This is a genomic window from Butyrivibrio sp. INlla21 (assembly GCF_900116875.1).
In the GTDB taxonomy this organism is placed as follows: domain Bacteria; phylum Bacillota; class Clostridia; order Lachnospirales; family Lachnospiraceae; genus Butyrivibrio.
Map to the genome: position 1 here is coordinate 1 of NZ_FPCC01000022.1, position 19,291 is coordinate 19,291.

14 protein-coding genes and 1 pseudogene are annotated in these 19,291 nt (G+C 43.7%); 12 read left to right on the plus strand and 3 right to left on the minus strand.

Annotation, left to right across the window (positions count from 1 at the left end; translation table 11 throughout):
* The 5 genes and pseudogenes from BM377_RS11960 to BM377_RS11980 form a co-directional block, all read left to right on the plus strand.
* Positions 1 to 339 (plus strand): annotated as a pseudogene (locus BM377_RS11960) (transposase); the annotation flags it as partial.
* Between the two features lie 114 nt (positions 340 to 453).
* Positions 454 to 1,509 carry a histidinol-phosphate transaminase gene (gene hisC / locus BM377_RS11965; RefSeq protein WP_092248629.1) on the plus strand — a complete coding sequence of 352 codons (1,056 nt, stop codon included), beginning with the start codon at positions 454 to 456 and terminating at the stop codon, positions 1,507 to 1,509.
* Positions 1,510 to 1,530: 21 nt separating this feature from the next.
* Positions 1,531 to 2,001 carry a COG2426 family protein gene (locus BM377_RS11970; RefSeq protein WP_092248632.1) on the plus strand — a complete coding sequence of 157 codons (471 nt, stop codon included), beginning with the start codon at positions 1,531 to 1,533 and terminating at the stop codon, positions 1,999 to 2,001.
* Between the two features lie 38 nt (positions 2,002 to 2,039).
* Entirely contained in the window at positions 2,040 to 2,906 is an 867-nt protein-coding gene (locus tag BM377_RS11975; protein WP_092248635.1) for a class I SAM-dependent DNA methyltransferase, read from the plus strand.
* 57 nt (positions 2,907 to 2,963) lie between these two features.
* Entirely contained in the window at positions 2,964 to 4,682 is a 1,719-nt protein-coding gene (locus BM377_RS11980) for a DUF8201 family protein (protein ID WP_092248638.1), read from the plus strand.
* A 40-nt stretch (positions 4,683 to 4,722) separates the two neighbouring features.
* Here the strand turns inward: BM377_RS11980 and dapF are convergent, their stop codons facing one another.
* Positions 4,723 to 5,646 (minus strand): diaminopimelate epimerase, encoded by a 924-nt coding sequence (dapF, locus tag BM377_RS11985; RefSeq protein ID WP_092248641.1) that lies wholly within the window; start codon positions 5,644 to 5,646, stop codon positions 4,723 to 4,725.
* A 183-nt stretch (positions 5,647 to 5,829) separates the two neighbouring features.
* Between dapF and BM377_RS11990 the strand changes: the two genes are divergently transcribed.
* The 5 genes from BM377_RS11990 to BM377_RS12010 all read left to right on the plus strand — a co-directional run bounded on the left by BM377_RS11990 (position 5,830) and on the right by BM377_RS12010 (position 12,053).
* Complete coding sequence (locus BM377_RS11990; protein ID WP_092248644.1) at positions 5,830 to 7,056, plus strand: LL-diaminopimelate aminotransferase; 1,227 nt, start codon at positions 5,830 to 5,832, stop codon at positions 7,054 to 7,056.
* Between the two features lie 193 nt (positions 7,057 to 7,249).
* Entirely contained in the window at positions 7,250 to 7,756 is a 507-nt protein-coding gene (locus tag BM377_RS11995) for an SEC-C metal-binding domain-containing protein (protein WP_092248647.1), read from the plus strand.
* Positions 7,757 to 7,821: 65 nt separating this feature from the next.
* A complete protein-coding gene (locus tag BM377_RS12000) occupies positions 7,822 to 9,705 on the plus strand; it encodes a threonine--tRNA ligase (RefSeq protein WP_092248650.1) in 1,884 nt (627 codons plus the stop codon).
* Positions 9,706 to 9,808: 103 nt separating this feature from the next.
* Positions 9,809 to 11,434, plus strand: a complete 1,626-nt coding sequence (locus BM377_RS12005; protein WP_143104506.1) for a hypothetical protein — start codon at positions 9,809 to 9,811, stop codon at positions 11,432 to 11,434.
* 16 nt (positions 11,435 to 11,450) lie between these two features.
* Complete coding sequence (locus tag BM377_RS12010) at positions 11,451 to 12,053, plus strand: hypothetical protein (protein WP_092248655.1); 603 nt, start codon at positions 11,451 to 11,453, stop codon at positions 12,051 to 12,053.
* Between the two features lie 178 nt (positions 12,054 to 12,231).
* Here BM377_RS12010 and BM377_RS16705 read toward each other — a convergent pair whose 3' ends face one another.
* Together BM377_RS16705 and bilS are read right to left on the minus strand one after the other, a co-directional pair.
* Complete coding sequence (locus tag BM377_RS16705) at positions 12,232 to 15,036, minus strand: carboxylesterase family protein (protein ID WP_092248658.1); 2,805 nt, start codon at positions 15,034 to 15,036, stop codon at positions 12,232 to 12,234.
* 154 nt (positions 15,037 to 15,190) lie between these two features.
* Positions 15,191 to 15,733 (minus strand): flavodoxin family protein BilS, encoded by a 543-nt coding sequence (gene bilS / locus BM377_RS12020; RefSeq protein ID WP_092248662.1) that lies wholly within the window; start codon positions 15,731 to 15,733, stop codon positions 15,191 to 15,193.
* A gap of 737 nt (positions 15,734 to 16,470) precedes the next feature.
* Here bilS and trkA point away from each other — a divergent pair.
* Both trkA and BM377_RS12035 read left to right on the plus strand, forming a co-directional pair.
* On the plus strand, positions 16,471 to 17,832 hold the full coding sequence (gene trkA, locus BM377_RS12030; protein ID WP_092248669.1) for a Trk system potassium transporter TrkA: 1,362 nt from the start codon (positions 16,471 to 16,473) through the stop codon (positions 17,830 to 17,832).
* Positions 17,833 to 17,834: 2 nt separating this feature from the next.
* Positions 17,835 to 19,280 (plus strand): TrkH family potassium uptake protein, encoded by a 1,446-nt coding sequence (locus BM377_RS12035; protein WP_092248672.1) that lies wholly within the window; start codon positions 17,835 to 17,837, stop codon positions 19,278 to 19,280.
* The last annotated feature ends 11 nt before the right edge of the window (positions 19,281 to 19,291 follow it).

Below are 19,291 nucleotides of genomic sequence, written 5' to 3' on the forward strand. Positions count from 1 at the left end.
GGAAGATTACATGGAAGAATGTGATGACATAAGATACACCGAGGGGATGAAAGATCTCTATTCTCACAGGAAAGAAACAATAGAGAGAATCTTTGGGACAGCCAAAGAGAATCATGGATTTAGATATACACAGATGTATGGAAAGGCGCGGATGGAAATGAAGGTCGCGCTTACCTTTGCGTGTATGAATCTAAAAAAGCTTGCAAGAATCAAGAATGAATGGCGGTTAGAAATGGCCTGATAAGGGCTGTTTTGACCATTTTTATTATGAAAATCCGGCTTAAGAAGAAAAATGGTCTTGAGAGCTATGCTCTCAAGACCACTTTGTCTACAGTCTGAAAGCCACGCTTTATGCGTGGCTTTTTCAATGCATACGCACAGTTTTGTGGTTTTATGATATAATAGCGTTGCTGTGTACATGAAAGAAGTGTACGAGGCAGCGAGGAGAATACAATGAGCTGGGAAGATAACGTCAGGAAGGTTGTTCCGTATACACCGGGAGAGCAGCCCAAAGTTAAGAATATAATCAAGATCAATACCAACGAGAATCCTTATCCGCCTGCGCCTGCAGTTCAGGAAGCGCTTAAAAATATGGATGTGGATCAGTTCAGAAAGTATCCCGATCCAACATGTGATTTGCTGGTTGAGGCACTTGCAGATTTCTACAAGGTTGATAAAGAGAAGATCTTCGTGGGAGTAGGCTCCGACGATGTATTATCAATGGCTTTTCTTACATTTTTTAATTCGGATAAGCCGATTCTTTTCCCTGACATCACCTATTCATTTTATGATGTGTGGGCGGACCTTTACAGGATACCTTACAAGCAGATCCCGCTTATGGATGACTTCTCTGTAAGGACTTCGGATTACTTCGTTCCAAACGGCGGAATAATTCTTGCCAATCCCAATGCGCCTACAGGAGCTCAGCTTCCTCTTGACGCAGTGGAAGAGGTTATCAAGAAGAATCCCGATGTTGTTGTTATCGTAGATGAAGCTTACACCGATTTCGGCGGACAGTCAGTGCTTCCTCTTATTGATAAATATGAGAACCTGCTCGTTGTTCAGACTTTCTCCAAGTCACGTTCCATGGCAGGTATGAGAATAGGCTATGCCTTTGGTTGTAAGAAGATCATCAAGTACCTTCTGGATGCCAAGTTCTCTTTTAACTCATACACAATGAATATGCCCGCACTTGAGCTCGGCGCTCTTGCGGTCAAGGATAAGGCTTATTTTGAAAAGACTGTCAACATGATCATTGACACGAGAGAAAGAGTTAAGGTGCAGCTGCGTGAGCTTGGCTTTGAGTTCGCGGATTCCAAGACCAACTTCATCTTTGCAAAGCACAAAGAGAAGTCAGGCAAAGAGATCTTTGATTTCCTCAGGGAGAACAACATTCTTGTAAGAAGGTGGGATGCGCCCAGGATCAATGACCATCTTAGAATCTCAATCGGTACGGACGAGGAGATGGATATTCTTATATCCAAGTTAAAAGAATTTTTGAATAAGTAAGATTAAGGAGTTTTAGTTTTTATGCTTAAGTATATTTTGGTTTTTTTCATTTCAATGGTTCCGCTTGTGGAGCTTAGAGGAGCTGTCCCTTATGCAATAACTAATGGACTTCCGGTACTTCCAAGTTACATAATTGCAATTATCGGAAATATGCTCCCAATGCCTTTTATTTTCTTCTTTGCAAGAAAAGTTCTTGAGTGGGGAAAAGATAAGCCGGTGATTGGCAGATTCTTTACGTTTTGTCTTGTTAAAGGACATAAGGGTGGAGAGAAGTTAAAAGAAAAAGCCGGAAAAGGTTTATATTGGGCGCTTTTCTTGTTTGTAGGAATTCCAATTCCCGGAACAGGCGCATGGACAGGTACACTTGCTGCTTCAATCCTCGATATGGATTTCAAAAAGAGCGTTAAATCAGTTGTTTGTGGAGTAGTTCTTGCCGGTTTGATAATGGGTCTTGGAACAAAGGTGGTACTTCTTATAGCAAACTTGTTCTGATCACTTATTTATAACAAATGGCTTAAAGGATTAGAAATATGGACGCATACACCGATTTTGCAAATGTATATGACACATTCATGGATGAAACCCCATACGAAGTATGGGGTGATTTTGTCGTGGAATTGATTAACAAGTACGGTGTGACAAAACCTACGAAAAGTGTTGGTAAGGACGCCGGTTCAGGTACTACAGGCGATGAAGCATATAATACTGAGGAGAACACCGAAGAGGCGCTCGAAGAAGAGAAGAATCTTATCGCGGAGCTCGGATGCGGAACAGGCTCTTTTACCATTAATATGGCGAAGCGCGGCTATGATATAATCGGTATAGATATGTCTTCCGATATGCTTGATATTGCAAGGAAGAAAACTCAGGCGGAAGGGCTTGATATCATGTACCTCGAACAGGACATGAGAGAGCTTGATCTTTACTGCACCGCGGGCACGATATTAAGCGTATGCGACAGCATCAATTATCTTCTTGCGGATGATGATGTTATAGAGACATTTAAACTCGTTAATAATTTTCTTTTTCCTAAAGGAGTTTTTATCTTTGATTTCAACACGCTCCACAAATACAGAGACGTTATCGGAGATGTGACGATAGCTGAGAACCGTGAGGATTGCAGTTTTATCTGGGAGAATTACTATAACGAAGATGAGCATATCAATGAATATGACCTTACGATATTTGCAAAGTGTGGTGAGGAAGATGTGTTCAAGCGTTCCGTTGAGACTCATTATCAGAGGGGGTATACGCTTGACGAGATGAAGGCTTTTGTGGAAAAAGCCGGACTTAAATTTCTTGCCTGTTATGATGCTGATACACACGAGACTCCAACAGAGGAAAGTGAAAGAATTTATATAGTTGCAGGTGAGTGTGGCAAAGAAGCGGTGCAGTAAATATGTTGATCGGCGTTTTTTCAGATATCTGCGCTAATTAAATATGAGGAATAGTGTATGGTTGTAGTATTACTCAGCTATGTTTATATATTTTTGATGTGTCTTGTTGCGGGGGTGACTGTCAGAGAAGTTCTTTCAAGATTTATTCCCGTTCCTAAGACGGAGAAGATCGGCACCACCGGTATTATTGTTTCGGGACTTGTCGCTCTCACCGTGTATGCTGAGTTTTTCAGTATCTTTTATAAGATCGGAGCAATTTGCCACATCATCATGCTCATGATATTGTCACTCGGTGCGTACAAGTATCGCAGACAGATTAGCAAGATTCTTATATCAATCAGAAAGAGATTCTATTCAAAAGAAGGTTTCGTGTGCCTTATTATTGTGCTTATATCCGCATACTTTGCATCGCGCGGACAGTTCCATAAGGACACACAGATTTATCACGCCCAGGCAATCCGTATACTTGAAGAGTACGGAGTCTTGAAAGGTCTTGGCAATTTCCAGTTACATTTTGCATACAACAGTTCATATCTTCCGCTCTGCGCACTGTTTACGCTGAGCTTTGTTTTGCCGTTTGCACTTCATACGATGACGGGCTTTTTCATGGCTCTTTTCACCTGCTATGCGGTATGCGGGCTTATGAAAAAGACATCGAAAGACAGTCACATCGGTGACATGGCAAGAATTTCTATTATTATTTACAGCATAACCTCGCTTGAATATTTACAATCGCCCGCGACTGATTACGGAACGATGTACATGGTGCTCTATATCATGTGTGCGTGGATAGCTCATGCGGTCGAGAAGGCGGACGATTCCGATGACATTTCCGTATACGGATACCTTTCGGTTCTTTCAATCTTTACCGTCAGCATGAAACTTTCGGCGGCAGCTATTGTAGTGCTAGCGGTTGTTCCTTTTATTCTTTTGGTAAAAAAGAAAGCGACAAAAGAAATATGGTCTTTTATAGCGATAGGTTTTTTTGCATTCCTTCCGTATCTTATCAGAAACGTGATAATCTCGGGATGGCTCTTTTACCCTGTTGAAGCTATCGATTTCTTTAAGGTTATTTGGAAAATTCCGGCTGAGTATATGAGACATGATTCCGCGCAGATCAAGGTTTGGGGAAGGTGTCTTCAGGATGAGCCCGGAGATATGTTTGAGAAGCTGAGCTACGGTCTTTCAACATGGGTACCCATATGGTGGGATAGGCAGCAGTTTTTTGAAAAGCTTCTTATTCTCTTTCAGGTCGTGGGAGCGGGCGCCGTATTTATCAATCTGATCGTTGTTTTATTTAAAAAGAAAAAGCTTCGCGTCGACGTTTCGATATTCTATATTACCGTACTTATAAATATAGCGATGTGGTTTTTTACCGCACCGTTTATCAGATACGGACTTGCATTTCTCATGCTGCTTCCGCTGTGTGCATGCATGAATCTTGCCGAGAATATTTTCAGAAGAAAAGCATTTCTTAGATTTATGTTTGCTTTGATAGCGATCATTTGCTTCGGAAATTGGACGGTGCACTATCTTAAAGTTGACGCCGCTCGATTTACGGATCATTTGAAAGATAATTACTACGTAGTGCCGATACCTTTTGAAGACGATGATACAGATGAAGTTGAGATGAACGGAGTGATAGTTTATAATTCCGCGCATGAAGATGACGGAGTAAACAGCTACTACCATTGTCCGAGTTCTTGCTACATGGATATGATAAACAGAACAGAACTCATAGGAGATACAATAGAAGAGGGCTTTAAGGCGAAGTGATTCGCTTTAAAGCCCTTTAGCTTACTTAATTATTTTATAATTAAAACTTACTGATATCGATCTCACCGTCAAATACTGTTGTTGCGGGACCTTCCATGATAACCGGTGAATCAGGACGTTTATCCCAAGAGCACTTGATCACGCCTCCGAGAACATGAACGTTTACAGTTGTTGCGGTATAAAGATTTAAGATACATGCAACTGTTGTTGCACAGCATCCTGTTCCGCAAGCAAGAGTTTCGCCTGTTCCTCTTTCCCATACACGCATGCGTACGTTGTTCATATCATCAATTGATACGAATTCAGTGTTTGTGCGGTTGGGGAACATAGGATGATTTTCAAACAAAGGACCTATCGTATTGATATCGAATGTTGAAAGATCGGCATCCTCGGGAAGGAACACTACGCAGTGCGGATTTCCCATTGATACACAGGTTACATTCCATGTCTTTCCGGCAACCTCAACAGGAACGTTTACAGCGAGTCTTCCGTATGTTCCGGAAAGGCTTTCGTATCTTATGTTGTTCTTGCTGAGCTGCTCATCTGTTAATGTTACGGGAACGCTTGCTGCATCGAGAATCGGAGCCCCCATATTGACCTTTACCGATTCAACAAGCTCGTCTTCACCGATCTTAAGATCGATATACTTGTTTTTGCCTGCGCTTACGATAGTAAGCTGCTGTTTGTCCGTGAGCTGTTTGTCATAGACATACTTGGCTACGCATCTGATACCGTTGCCGCACATCTCTGAGCGGGTACCGTCCGCGTTGAACATTTCCATCTCAAAGTCGATCTCTTCGTCATCTACCGGGTTAATGAAAATAACCCCGTCAGAACCTATTCCGAAATGTCTGTCGGAAAGGAAGCGAACGATTGATGGCTTCTTGTTCTGAGGAACAACCTCCTTTGAGCCGTCGACATAGACGTAATCATTGCCGCAGCCCTGCATTTTCGTGAATTTCATACCACTACCTCTTTTATATCTGATTATTATTTTTTTATTATATACGAAAGTTGTTGGATTATGGTGCTATAACTTGAGATAATTTTGTTATTTTTATAATAGCTTGCTTGAAGAAAAATGTATACAATTATACAAAAAAGTAGTAGAATTTTTTAAAAATGGCATGAAAGTGAGGACGATTCAATGTTTAGACCCAACAGTGACTACTTGAAACTTCCCGGAAGCTACCTGTTCAGCACTATTGCCAAGAAGGTTAACGCTTATCAGGCAGCCAATCCGGATAAAAAGATAATAAGACTCGGAATCGGAGATGTTACACAGCCCCTTTGCCCCGCAGTTATCGAGGCACTTCACAAGGCTGTTGACGAGCAGGCCGTTGCCGAGACTTTCAGAGGCTATGCGCCCGATCTCGGATATGATTTCCTTCGCCACGCAATGGCTGAGAATGATTTTAGAAGCAGAGGCTGCGACATCGCAGATGATGAGATTTTTATTTCAGACGGTGCCAAGAGTGATTCCGGAAACATTCAGGAGATCTTTTCAAAAGACGCTAAGATCGCTGTTTGCGATCCCGTATATCCCGTTTATGTTGATTCCAACGTAATGGCCGGAAGAACAGGCGATTATGATGAGAGCACAGGAATCTGGAGCAATGTTATCTACATGCCTTGCACGGCTGAGAACAATTTTGCACCCGAGCTTCCTACAGAGACACCCGATCTCATTTATCTTTGCTTCCCCAACAATCCTACGGGAAGTGCGATCACCAAGGATCAGCTTCAGGTTTGGGTTGACTATGCAAACAAAGTCGACGCGGTTATCATTTACGACGCAGCTTATGAAGCATACATTTCAGAGGACAACGTTCCTCATTCGATCTATGAGTGCGAAGGTGCCAAGACTTGTGCCATCGAGCTCAGATCTTTTTCAAAGAACGCAGGATTCACAGGACTTCGTCTCGGAGCAACAATTATTCCTCATGATCTTACTGTTGACCACGAGGGCAAAAAAGTTCAGATGCACAGCCTCTGGGCAAGAAGACACGGAACCAAGTACAACGGAGCTCCTTACATCGTACAGAGAGCCGGCGAGGCTTGCTACTCTGATGCAGGTAAGGCTCAGATCAAAGATATGGTCGCTCGCTACATGAAGAACGCAACATATATCCTTAACGGACTTAAGGACGCAGGCTATGACGTATCAGGCGGTGTCAACTCACCTTACGTATGGCTTCGCACTCCTAACAACATGACAAGCTGGGAGTTCTTTGATTACCTTCTTGAGAACGCCAACGTTGTCGGAACACCCGGATCCGGATTTGGACCAAGCGGAGAGCACTACTTCAGACTTACCGCTTTCGGAAGCTACGAGAACAGTGTAGAAGCTCTTGAGAGAATCAAGAAGCTCTGATATTATCCGAAATAATATAGAAAGTAAAAGTCGCCTTGAGAGATCGGGGCGACTTTTTTATAGGCATGTTCAAGTATTATCTTACTTTTGACACTCATATCATAATGTATTAGAATGTAATTTACGTATATCAAGAGTATAGGGCGTACTATGCCCTGACGAAGAGACTTTTTAGAAAATAGGAGTAACAGATATGGCATTATTAAAAAAATGGCGTGATATGGCTTATTCTGAGACTACAGACAAGGGTAGCCTTCAGAAATTATGGACTGAGTATTTTCAGAAGGAACGTGACATCTACGCAGAGCTTCTTAAGAATCCCGACGACGTTGTAAAGGGAACAGTTAAAGAGCTCGCTGACAAGTTCGGTGTAGATATCATGACTATGACCGGATTCCTTGACGGTATCAACGATTCCCTCAAGAAGCAGAATCCTATAGATGACATGGAAGAAGACACAGAAGTTAATCTCGGATTCGAGAAAGAGCTTCTTTACAAGAACATGGTAAATGCCGGAGCAGACTGGCTTTACAATCTTCCCGAGTGGGAGGCTATTTTTGATGAGGATAAGAGAAAAGCTCTTTACAAAGAGGAGAAGGCTTCTCATACAGTAGTAAAAGAGCAGAAGGTTTATCCCAACGATCCCTGCCCTTGCGGAAGCGGCAAGAAGTATAAGAAGTGCTGCGGTAAGAACGCGTAAGCAGAACATCATTATTATAAAAAATATGCATGGCTGTACCCGGTTGGTATAGCAGAAGGAGCGTTATGAACAAAGAAGAGTATTTGGAAGTTTATCGTCACTCACTGGCACACATTCTCGCTAAGGCTGTTATTGAGCTTTACGGAAAAGAAGTACAGTACGCTATAGGACCTCAGATCGATGACGGCTGCTATTACGATTTTGTACTTCCCAAGGCAGTAACACAGGATGATTTCAAGACCATCGAAGATAAGATGCGCGAGATCATCAAGAGAAGAGAAGATTTCACACGTAAAGAAGTTTCAAGAGCCGAGGCGCTTGAAATGTTCAAGGATCAGAAGTTCAAGACAGAACTTATTCAGGATCTTCCCGAAGATGAAATTTTGACAGTATATTATACAGGCGATGATTATGTAGATCTTTGCCGCGGACCTCACGTAGGTAACTCTCAGGAGCTTATGAATGCAGCTTATCAGATCAAGGCTGTATCCGGAGCATACTGGAGAGGTGATGAAAAGAGAGACCAGCTCTCAAGAATTTATCTCTATGCTTTTCCGAGTAAGGATGAGCTCAAGAAGCACATCAAGATGATCCAGGAAGCTATGGAGAGAGACCACAAAAAGATTGGTGCACAGCTTGATCTCTTCATGTTTGATGAGACAGCTCCCGGAATGCCTTACTGGCTTCCCAGAGGATGGAAGATGTATCAGGCGCTTCTTAAGTACTCCAGAGAAGTGCAGGAGAGACACGGCTACACAGAGATCGCCGCTCCTCTTGTAAACAACAAGAAGCTTTGGCTTATCAGCGGTCACTGGGCACACTATGTAAACAACATGTTCATGGTACCCGGTGTATCAGGATGGCTCAAGGCTGACGCTGAAGTTCCCGGAATCCTCGAGAACATCAACGAGCCCGCAGAAGAGCCCAAGAACATCAAGATTCAGGCAGGTTCTGTTCTCTATAATCGTGAACAGGATGACACCATGGCCGCTAAGCCCATGAACTGCCCCAATGCCATGATGACATATAAGAGAACCAATCACTCCTACAAGGAGCTTCCTATCCGTTACAGTGAGTACGATGTACTTCACCGTAAGGAGAAGTCCGGACAGATGAACGGTCTTTTCCGTGTACAGGAGTTCCGTCAGGATGATGACCATACATTCGTAATGGAGTCTCAGATAAAAGAGGAGATTGCAGACGTAATCGCTATTGCAGATGAGATCTACTCCACATTCGGTGTTACATACAGAGCAGAGTTCTCAACAAGACCCGAGGACTTCATGGGTGACATCGAAGTTTGGAACAGAGCCGAGGCTGCTCTTAAGGAAATCCTTGATGAGAAGTACGGCGAGGGCGGATACGAGATCAACGAAGGTGACGGTGCTTTCTACGGACCCAAGATTGACCTTCAGATCAAGGACGCGCTCGGAAGAGAGTGGCAGTGCGGAACTGTACAGCTCGACTTCCAGCTTCCTCATAACTTCGGACTTACATATCAGGCTCAGGACGGAACAATGCAGATGCCTGTCGTAATCCACAGAGCTATCTACGGATCACTTGAGAGATTCATCGGTATCATTATCGAGAACTTCAAGGGTGTATTCCCCTTCTGGCTCAGCCCTTATCAGGTAGGTATCGTACCTATCCGTGTGGAGCACAATGAGTATGCCAAGAAGGTAGAAGAAGCTCTTATGAATGCCGGAATCCGTGTTGAGGCTGATTACTCAGACAACAACATGAAAGAGAAGATCAAGAAGTTTAAGAACTACAAAGATCCGTACATCATCGTTGTTGGTGATAAGGAAGCACAGGAGAACACAGTATCCATCAACGTTCGCGGTTCCAACAAGCAGGTTCAGAACGTACCTCTTGAGGCACTTGTTGAGATGTGCAAAAAGATGAATGAGGAGCATACACTTGAACTTATCGACAGCTACGAAGCGTGATAAATTTATAGGCATAGCTTTTTTTGGCCTGACCATATATTTTTTGGTCAGGTCATTTATCTTGTCGTGGTCCATTGATATATGGTACGACGAGCTTTTTTCCATGGAGTTTTCTTCTTGTTCGGTAAAAGAGCTTGTGGCTTATACCGCGCGCGATGTGCACCCTCCGCTTTATTATATGATCGTAAGATTCGTGACTTTGTTATTTAAGGGCTTAGGTCTTACAAACTTCGGAGGCGGCGGTATCGTGCCTGTTGAGACGGTAGCCAAGATCGTATCAATCATACCGTTTATCTTACTTATTATCTATGCGCTTACCAATATAAGAAAAAACTTCGGATGGCTGACCGCAGGACTGTTTTCTTTTGCGGTTGTGACAATGCCGGGGCTTCCCGAGTACACGACCGAGATCAGAATGTACAGCTGGGCAATATTCTTCGTTACGGCTACGCTCCTTCACGGCTTTAATCTGGTAAGGAGTATGGCGCGCGGGATTGCCTCTGCGAAAGAGGATGGCAAGGCCGGAAACGGTGGCAGATTGTGGGATGTCGTAAACGGCGCCGCGATGTTTTTCTACGCGGTCTGTGCTTCATACACACATTACTATGCCGCGGTAGCTATCGGCGCGATCTACTTCATGATCTTTGTGTGGATGCTGAAGGCGTTTGTGATGAACATGAAGGCGCGTAGGAAAGATGCAAAAGAAGATTTGAAAGCCGATGGCACGAGCAGTGCAAAGCGAGGCGTATATAACTTCCGTCCGCTTGCGGTCGTTGTGATAACCGCGAATCTGGTGATCGCGGCATATATTCCGTGGGCGTCGGCTCTTTTGTCCCAGGTAAATGCGGTGAGCAACAACTACTGGATTCAGCCCGTCGGACTTCATACACTTGGAAGCTGTGCCAAGTACATGTTCAGCGGATACTTTGTAAATCCCAAGATTGCTGCTGCAAGTGCAGTGATACTTGTGTTACTTATCGCAATCATATTTGTGACAGTGGTACTTGAGCTTCTTAAGGTTAAGAAGGGACCCACAGCTTATTCATACGTTGCTTTCTGGGTGCTTCCGATGCTGGTATTTGTTGGATTACTTGCTTCAGTTATCATCAGACCCGTGTTCGTAAACAGATATATGGTTCCTGCGTTTGGAGCCTTTTGGCTCGCTGTTTCGATAGCAATCGGAAATATATTCGCCTCAATTTCTTTTAAGGGTGTAAAAGAGAAAATAACGGCAATTACGGCGATATTACTCTCATTAGCCATGCTCGTAGTCGGAATTGTTGATTTTAGGGCTTTCATTGGTAACGAAAAATATCGTATAGTAAATATGGTCAAGACCGCAGAACTTTTTGAAGGACTTGATGAGGATACGATCATAATCAGTAACTTTGATCATGTGCAGGCTCTTTTGTCCTACTATCTTAATGAGAACGGAATCGCCGGTGCATATAGGGGCGATACGCCTGCGCCTTATTCGATCTATCTTTACAAGGCGGAAGCGGAGCCGCTGATAAAAGAGAATGTTCCGGGCCTATATTCTATCGAGGATTCCGCGGACATCTACAATTATCTGGAAGCGGGTAAAAAAGTTCTTTTCCTCGGAAGCTTTAACAGCAGAGAAGTTCTGCTTGAAGAGTGGAAAAACGACTACGGTATAACCTACGAGAACAAGGGAAGTTACCTGATGGAACGCTATTGGTTCGATGTATTCGAACTGGCAATACAATGATGATTCGGAGAAAAATATGCTCAGAATAAAGAAAAGATTATTGGTATCGATTTTAACAATGACATTTATGACGGCGTTCTTAAGTGATGCGAGCGCTGTTTCGGCGCATGCCGAGGAGGAGCTTAAGCCTGCCAAGCAGTGCACTTTTGTGATTCCGTCGCGTTTTAAGCCGAGCAGTGAGAAGAATCTTTTTATCGATAATAGCTATCCCATGGAGTCGGGTTCGATCAAGTACAGCGTTTATTATAACGGCATGGACATCGTAATGACCAACAGGGAGAGAGAAGAGGCTGAGAAGAAGGCCGAAGAAAAGGTGATAGACAGTTCCGGAGAGCTGACCAAGAAGGAATACGAGGAGCTTCTTTCCGCGAATTACAACAAAGAGTACGGAACGGATGTCGGCTACAAGGTTTCTGCATTTGATACCATAGAGATCGACGGTTTCCCCGGTTACAAGATAGAAGCCAGTTACAAGGTCGGAGATGAGGAACCGATATATCAGACTGTTTACATGATACGTTCCAAATTCAGAACCTTTACTATAATTTATCAGCGCGCCGAGGACGATGAGTGCTCGGAAAGCTTTGAAAAGAGCGCTGAGACGATTCATGTTATGTAATAGAAAAAATGTAAAGCCCACGCTATGGATTAACAAAGCGTGGGCTTTTTATATGTCGAATGATCACAGTGGGGGTGGGGGTTAGTGATCATCCGATGTCAGATGGGGAATTATTTTCTTCAATTCTGCCATATTCTTTCATAAGTTTCAATGCTCCGCAGTAACCATCTTTAGTAAATCAGTGTAAAAATTCAATTGATTTAAGACTGCCTTCGCCGGTACCTTTAAATACGAGGTAGAGGGCGTGGGTTCCGCTAAGTTTACCGGCAAAGCGGCACTCGCCGGATGCCCAGATGTTGGTGAAGTCTACCGGGATCTTACCGAGAGGATCGCCTGTCAGAGATGTTCTTACTTCGAAATCACCTTTAAAGTAGCCTCTTGTCTTAATACGAAGTCCCGTTACATCTTTAAGGTCGAAATATTTAAAGCCGATCGTTGTTGTATCAACAATAGCCTTGATATGTCCCGGAGCGCAGTAGTCATCGCCACCTTCCTGGATAACTCTGGGACAGGATGCCTCGACGTACATCTTGTGTTCATCCGTAAAGATGTTGCAGGCAAGGTAAGCGGGATATTCGCCGATATCGGAGAGTGGTCCGCCGTTAAGTCCGCAGGATGTGATCTCAACCTGAGGGATTGATCCGTCTTCTTTTACAGTGAGCTTCTCGGCGCAGCCTTGTCTGCTGTACCATGTTCCGTTCGTATGTCTGTGATAGAAGATGTACCAATCGTCACCGATCTTCTCAATGCTTCCGTGATTGTTGGCACCGTAAGCACTCGGAAGCTCGGCCTCTTTATAAGTTCCGATATGCATGTCGCAGTTACTTACAATAACTCCGCCGTAGGAAAAAGGTCCTTCGGGAGATTTCGAAGTAGCATAACAAAGCTCGTGCATTACTTCGGAAGAGTAGATGAAGTAATAAGTATCTTTTATTTTCCTGATAGAAGGTGCTTCGAAGAAAGCGTGGCCTTCATAGGGAGTTCCCTCGCTGTAGCAGTTACCGGGGGCTACAAATACGGGAGGCTTAATTATCGTGAGCATGTCTCTTCCAAGAACGGTGAGCATGGCGCCGTGTCTTGATCTATCTCCCTGTCCGCAGAAACCTGTGAAAAGATAAGTCAGGTCACCCTCTGTCATTACGCCGGGATCGAACTGAGGCTCATCTGTTTCTTTGTCGCCGAGTTTGGTTCCGTCTTCGTAGTGTACGTAGCCGTAAAACTCATAGTGGCCTGCGGGAGTGTCACTGACTGCAACGGAGACAACGGATACTTTATCAAGCACATAATAAAGATAATATCTTCCGTCGGGACCAACCGTTACATCGGGAGCGTACAGGCACATGTGTCCGTCTTTATTAAGAGGGTCGCTTGTCTTTTCGTATATGACGCCCTCGTATTTCCAATTGCCGAGATCGTTAACGGGAGCGGACCAGCACACGTAATCGCCGAGGCAGAAAGTCTCTCCGCCGTAGAGATCGTGTGAACCGTAGATGTAGATCCTATCACCGAATACGTAAGGCTCTCCGTCGGGAATATATTCCCAAGAAGGAAGGTACGGATTGACCGCCTGCTTTCTTGAGTTTTGTCTGATACCGCCTTCTATGCAAGGAGTCGCACCGCAACCGAGGAACTCCATTTCTGCTTTATTTTCAAGTGTATAAGGTTCCCAAGTGGGAAGGAGTTCGTTGTCGCAGCCCTTGCCGTTGGGATTTCCTGTCTTTACAAAGTTTGCGAAATAGTCGCACATCTGCTTTGCAAGATCGTAGTGTCTTCCTTTGTAGAAGCGGCGGCACTTTGTGATCGAATTAAAGAAGAACCACAGGTCGCATGAATGGAATGTTCCGGGATAGGGCTCTTTTTTATCTCCGTCCGAAGGAATATCGGGATCGAAGCGATAGTAGTAGAAATCCTGCTTGCTGCCTTGCTTCTGAGCGCCGGCGATCACATTCTTTATCGAATGCTCAACCGCGTTGACGCCGCCTATGATAAATTCATCCGAAGTATTTCCGAGAAGAATGGGAACGTTAAGGCTCTTTCCTTCTTTAAGAGCCTGAGTGGGATTGCCCGTAACGAACTTGTCGTCTTTTACGGGGAAGCATCTTCCGATTCCCAGTAGATTATCTCCGTTTTCGGATGTGACATATTCATTATATTTAGACAAAAGATCTTTTGCGGAAAGCTTCTTTGCTTCTTCAAGCCCCGCGATACCTGCGATTTTAAAGAATGCTTCACCCTTCTTTTCCGCTTCCGAAAGAGAAAGAGGAGAGAAGATATCTGCGTCTTTGTCGGGAAGCTCGATAACACCGCTGAAGATCGCTGCTCTTTTTATAAAAGAATTATCTCCTGTGCAGGCAAGCTGATTGAGCACGCTTCCGCCACCTGCGGACTGGCCTGCGATCGTGATCATGTCGGGGTCTCCTCCGAATGCCGCTATATTATCATGAACCCAGTTGATCGCAAGTCTCTGATCAAGGAGACCGAAGTTACTTGGAGCATCAGGTGAATCCGCTGTTATCTCGGGATGAGAAAGGAAACCAAAAACAGCGAGTCTGTAATTAAGAGAAACAACGACGATACCTCTGCTTGCAAGCTGCTCGCCGTCAAATTCCATTTCTGATGAATAGCCCCACTGGAATGCTCCGCCGTGAATCCATACAAGTACGGGAAGCTTTTCGCCGGCTCTTTTGGCGGGTGTCCAGATATTGAGATATAAGCTGTCTTCGCTCATGGGAACATCGGGATCGACGAACCACTCGCGTGATGTTATGTCATCACCGACTCCGGGCTGATCCTGATATGAAATGGGAGCGAATTCAAAGGCTTTAAACACGCCGTCCCAGTTCTTGGCGGGCTGCGGTGCTCTGAATCTGTTCTCGCCTACAGGGGGCAGAGCATAAGGAATTCCTTTGTAAACCGTGATCCTTGGGTCTGTGCCCGGAAGACCCTGTATTTCCCCATTTTTTACCGTTGTATTTCTAAGCATAACCTTCTCCTTAGCTGCGTTTTATTTTAGTCGTAACCATGAGTATATTTTATATTGCAACAAACTTTTTTATCCAGTCATAAAGTGCGATTTGATGGTTAAAGATTGCGGACTTTTTGGAAAAACGGACATAAAAAAAGAAGCAGCTTATGCATTATGCGTACGCTGCTTCCAGTTCTTTTATTTTCTTTTGAACTTCTTCCGCAAAGATGCGGGCTTTTAACAGATCTTGTCTGTCGGGATGTGATGCGGCGTCATCGAACTGACTTAGCATGTAGTCGATCATGCTGTCCTCGCATTTTCCGCGGCAGGACTCATATTTGTTTCTGATCTGATATGGCATTTTTCCCTGGCAGAAAAACGATCCCATATAGTTGTTGTCACTTGGGAGCCAAACCAGGGCGTTCTGCTCAAGATTCTTGTAATAGCTGTCTGTGTTTCCGAGACCACACGTTCCAAAGATGGCAACGTTTTTGTTGTGAAGCGATGAGATGATATCTATTATCTCAAGACTGCATGAGCCTCTGTTGGCCCAAAATCCGATAAACACATTTTCGGCATCAAGTCTTCCGTTCCAGCTGCGAACGTTAACGATCTTTTTCTTACAGCCGGAAACCGGTAGTGCATTATAAAGTTCTTCTGCCAGTAGTTTGGTGTTACCCGTTTCGCTGGCATAAACGATCAAGTATTTTTCCATAGTCACGACTTCTTCTTAAATTCTGTCAAACATTTAGGGCATCTTATTATTATTTGTCCTTTTCCTCGGGGTATACGTATCTTCTGACTGCAGTTAGGACATGTGTATATATGGTATTTACTGCGCATTAAGAAATCCGAACCGGTGCGCTTAAATAGTCCCGTTATCTTTTTTAATACTCTTTCAAAGCGTTCATTCTCTCTGTACCTTGCTGAGATATTGTGTGATAAGAGTCTGTAACAGCTGTACGCCAGAAGGGCTACCGCGATGTAATACAGAAATCCAAACGGCGTACATATCGATACAATAAGATTTACAACTGCCAATATCAAAAGAAACCGAGTGAGCTTATCCGTTCCGTATGAACCGTAGCGGCCTTGGAAAAAGCGAGAGAAAAAGTTTCTCATTTCCTGGTCTCCTTTTATATTTTTTTATGTGGAAGTCAGCTTATATAATGAAAAAACGGTGCCCAACTTCCACCGTTACAATGATTTTATGCTGGCAGAAGCCAAAATACAATGAATATAAGGGGAAATTAGTATTAAAAAACTGTAAAATAGCATAAACACTTATGTTGCAAAAACGGTCGTTTTTAATATGAGCAATTATTGCAAAGTTCTTGTCGGTTGATTATTAGTGCTGAAATAAATATAATGATATAAGCCGTTTCTTTGATTTTTTGATTCGGATTAATGCAAAGAAATAAATATTTTTGAGATAACACCGGGGAGGTCCTTATGCATATTATCGTTGTTGGTTGCGGTAATGTCGGACAGACACTTACACAGCAGCTTAGCAAGGAAGGACACAATATAACAGTTATAGAAGAAAAGAGTAGTGTGGTTCAGAACGTTGTTAATAACTACGATGTCATGGGCATAGTAGGCAACGGAGCCAGCTATTCCATAATGAAGGATGCGGGAATTGAGACAGCCGATCTTATGATCGCGGTCACAGATTCCGACGAGCTCAATCTGTTGTGCTGTCTTATCGCGAAGAAGGCAGGTAACTGTCATACAATAGCCAGAGTGCGTAATCCTGTATATAAGAAAGAGATCAACTTCATCAAAGAGGAGCTTGGCCTTTCGATGGTAATCAATCCTGAGGAGGCAGCGGCTTTCGAGGCGGAGCGACTTTTGAAATTCCCTTCCGCTACCAAGATAGAAACTTTTGCAAGAGGAAGAGCGGAGCTTGTTAAGTTTATTGTTGAAGAAGATTCCAGACTTTGCGACAAGGCGCTCAAGGATATACCTTCGGATCTTAAGAAGCATGTTATTGTATCCGTTGTTTCAAGAGGCACAGATGTTTATATTCCCGACGGTAATTTTATTCTTCGTGCAGGTGATGAGATCACTATTTTCGGATCAAGCAGAAATACACTTTCTTTCTTTAAAAAATTAGGACTTCCTACAGCCAAGGTTCCTTCATCAATTATTGTCGGAGGCGGCGAGACGGGATATTACCTTGCCAAGCAGCTTATAGGCTTTGGCGTCAAGGTTACCATATTTGAAAGAGATGCCGTAAGATGCAAGGAGTTGTCGGATCTTTTACCGCAGGCACTTATCATTAACGGCGACGGAACCGATAAGGATATGCTTATGGAAGAGGGCGTTACGAGCGTGGGTTCTTTTGTTGCGCTCACCAATCTCGACGAAGAGAATATCATGCTCTCGATGTATGTTAAGAGCATTAATCCCAAGGCCAAGCTTATCACTAAGGTTCACAGAGTTAACTACGGCGATATTATCGGATCGCTCGGAATAGGAAGTATCATCTATCCCAAGAACATCACTGCGGATAGGATCGTTCAGTTTGTGCGCGGAATGAACGCATCCAAGGACAGCAATATCGAGACTTTGTACAAGCTCAACGACGAGAGAGTTGAGGCACTTGAATTTATCGTTAGAAGCGGAAGCCCGGTTATCGGCGTTCCTCTTGCGCAGCTCAATCTCAAGAAGGGAATTCTGATCGCATGTATCAATCATTACGGCGAGATCATATCCCCTACGGGTGACAGCGTTATAAGAGACAGAGATTCCGTAATTGTTGTTACCACACTTACAGGCCTTAAAGATATAAGCGATATATTGGAGAAATAATAATGAACTATTCAATGATAAGATATATCCTTTTCAGACTGCTTAGAATAGTGGGACTTCTTTTCTTGCTTCCTCTCTTGGTAGCTCTTATTTACAAGGAATATGACAGTGCGGGAGTATTTTTGGTTCTCTCCGCCGTATCACTTTTGTTCGGATATATCGGATCTTACAAAAAACCTAAGAGCAGAGTTATTTATGCAAAAGAAGGCTTTGCCATTACAGCGGTTGCTTGGTTTGTAATGAGCCTTATGGGCGCGCTTCCGTTCGTTATAACGGGAACAATTCCAAGCTATGTAGACGCTCTTTTTGAGACGGTTTCGGGACTTACAACAACAGGAGGAAGTATTCTTACTTCGCTCGACGGAATTGAATACAGTGTGCAGTTCTGGAGAACATTTACACACTGGATCGGCGGAATGGGAGTGCTTGTGTTCCTTCTTGCTGTCGTACCTCTTGCAGACGGATACAGTATGCATCTTATGCGTGCGGAGAGCCCGGGACCCGTTGTCGGCAAGATTGTTCCCAAGGTAAAAGATACAGCGAAGATCCTTTATCTTATTTATTTGGGAATCACTCTTTCGGAGATCATCTGCCTTATCATCACAGGTGTGCCTGTATATGACGCTATTACGATTTCTTTTTCAACTGTAGGAACCGGAGGTTTTGCGGTTACTCCAAACGGAATAAATGATTATTCTACCGCCAGCCAATCCGTTATTATTCTATTCATGGCGCTTTGCGGAGTTAACTTCACGGTTTACTATTTCCTTCTTCACAAGAAGCCCAAGGAAGCTTTTGCGATAGAAGAGGTTAAGTATTACTTTATCGTTATGTTTGTTGCAGCGGGACTTATCTCGATCAACATCTACAGAGCGGGAGTTTTGGACAGCGGACGCATGTCTTTCCATCATGCGCTGTTTGCGGTTACGTCTGTTATGACGACTACCGGATTCGGAACACTGGACTTTGATAAATGGCCGATGTTCTCTAAGATGATACTTTGTATCTTGTCGCTGGTCGGAGCCTGTGCGGGTTCTACCGGAGGTGGATTTAAGTTTTCAAGAGCACTTATTACGGTCAGAAACGTTAGGAATGAGCTGAATTTCCTTGTTCATCCCAAGGCTATAAAGAGGGTGTACATGGACGGACACACCGTAGAAGGTACCACGGTTAAATCGGTATCTGCGTATCTCGGACTCTATGTACTTACATTTATTTTTTCAACAATAGTAGTTTCACTTGATAATTTTGACTTTCAGACGACTGTTACTTCAGTTGCGGCCACTCTCAACAACATAGGACCGGGACTTGGTATGGTCGGACCGATGGGAAATTATTCACAGTTTTCCGTCTTGTCAAAATTTGTGCTAATGTTTGATATGTTGGCGGGTAGACTCGAGCTTTTGCCTATTTTCATAGTAATTAAGCTTAAAACCTGGAAGAGATAAAAAATTACAAT

What these genes read in the sequence shown, in the direction of transcription:
- hisC (WP_092248629.1), top strand. Translation starts at nt 454, where the DNA reads ATGAGCTGGGAAGATAACGTCAGGAAGGTTGTTCCGTATACACCGGGA.
- BM377_RS11970 (WP_092248632.1), top strand. Translation starts at nt 1,531, where the DNA reads ATGCTTAAGTATATTTTGGTTTTTTTCATTTCAATGGTTCCGCTTGTG.
- BM377_RS11975 (WP_092248635.1), top strand. Translation starts at nt 2,040, where the DNA reads ATGGACGCATACACCGATTTTGCAAATGTATATGACACATTCATGGAT.
- BM377_RS11980 (WP_092248638.1), top strand. Translation starts at nt 2,964, where the DNA reads ATGGTTGTAGTATTACTCAGCTATGTTTATATATTTTTGATGTGTCTT.
- dapF (WP_092248641.1), bottom strand. Translation starts at nt 5,646, where the DNA reads ATGAAATTCACGAAAATGCAGGGCTGCGGCAATGATTACGTCTATGTC.
- BM377_RS11990 (WP_092248644.1), top strand. Translation starts at nt 5,830, where the DNA reads ATGTTTAGACCCAACAGTGACTACTTGAAACTTCCCGGAAGCTACCTG.
- BM377_RS11995 (WP_092248647.1), top strand. Translation starts at nt 7,250, where the DNA reads ATGGCATTATTAAAAAAATGGCGTGATATGGCTTATTCTGAGACTACA.
- BM377_RS12000 (WP_092248650.1), top strand. Translation starts at nt 7,822, where the DNA reads ATGAACAAAGAAGAGTATTTGGAAGTTTATCGTCACTCACTGGCACAC.
- BM377_RS12005 (WP_143104506.1), top strand. Translation starts at nt 9,809, where the DNA reads ATGGAGTTTTCTTCTTGTTCGGTAAAAGAGCTTGTGGCTTATACCGCG.
- BM377_RS12010 (WP_092248655.1), top strand. Translation starts at nt 11,451, where the DNA reads ATGCTCAGAATAAAGAAAAGATTATTGGTATCGATTTTAACAATGACA.
- BM377_RS16705 (WP_092248658.1), bottom strand. Translation starts at nt 15,036, where the DNA reads ATGCTTAGAAATACAACGGTAAAAAATGGGGAAATACAGGGTCTTCCG.
- bilS (WP_092248662.1), bottom strand. Translation starts at nt 15,733, where the DNA reads ATGGAAAAATACTTGATCGTTTATGCCAGCGAAACGGGTAACACCAAA.
- trkA (WP_092248669.1), top strand. Translation starts at nt 16,471, where the DNA reads ATGCATATTATCGTTGTTGGTTGCGGTAATGTCGGACAGACACTTACA.
- BM377_RS12035 (WP_092248672.1), top strand. Translation starts at nt 17,835, where the DNA reads ATGAACTATTCAATGATAAGATATATCCTTTTCAGACTGCTTAGAATA.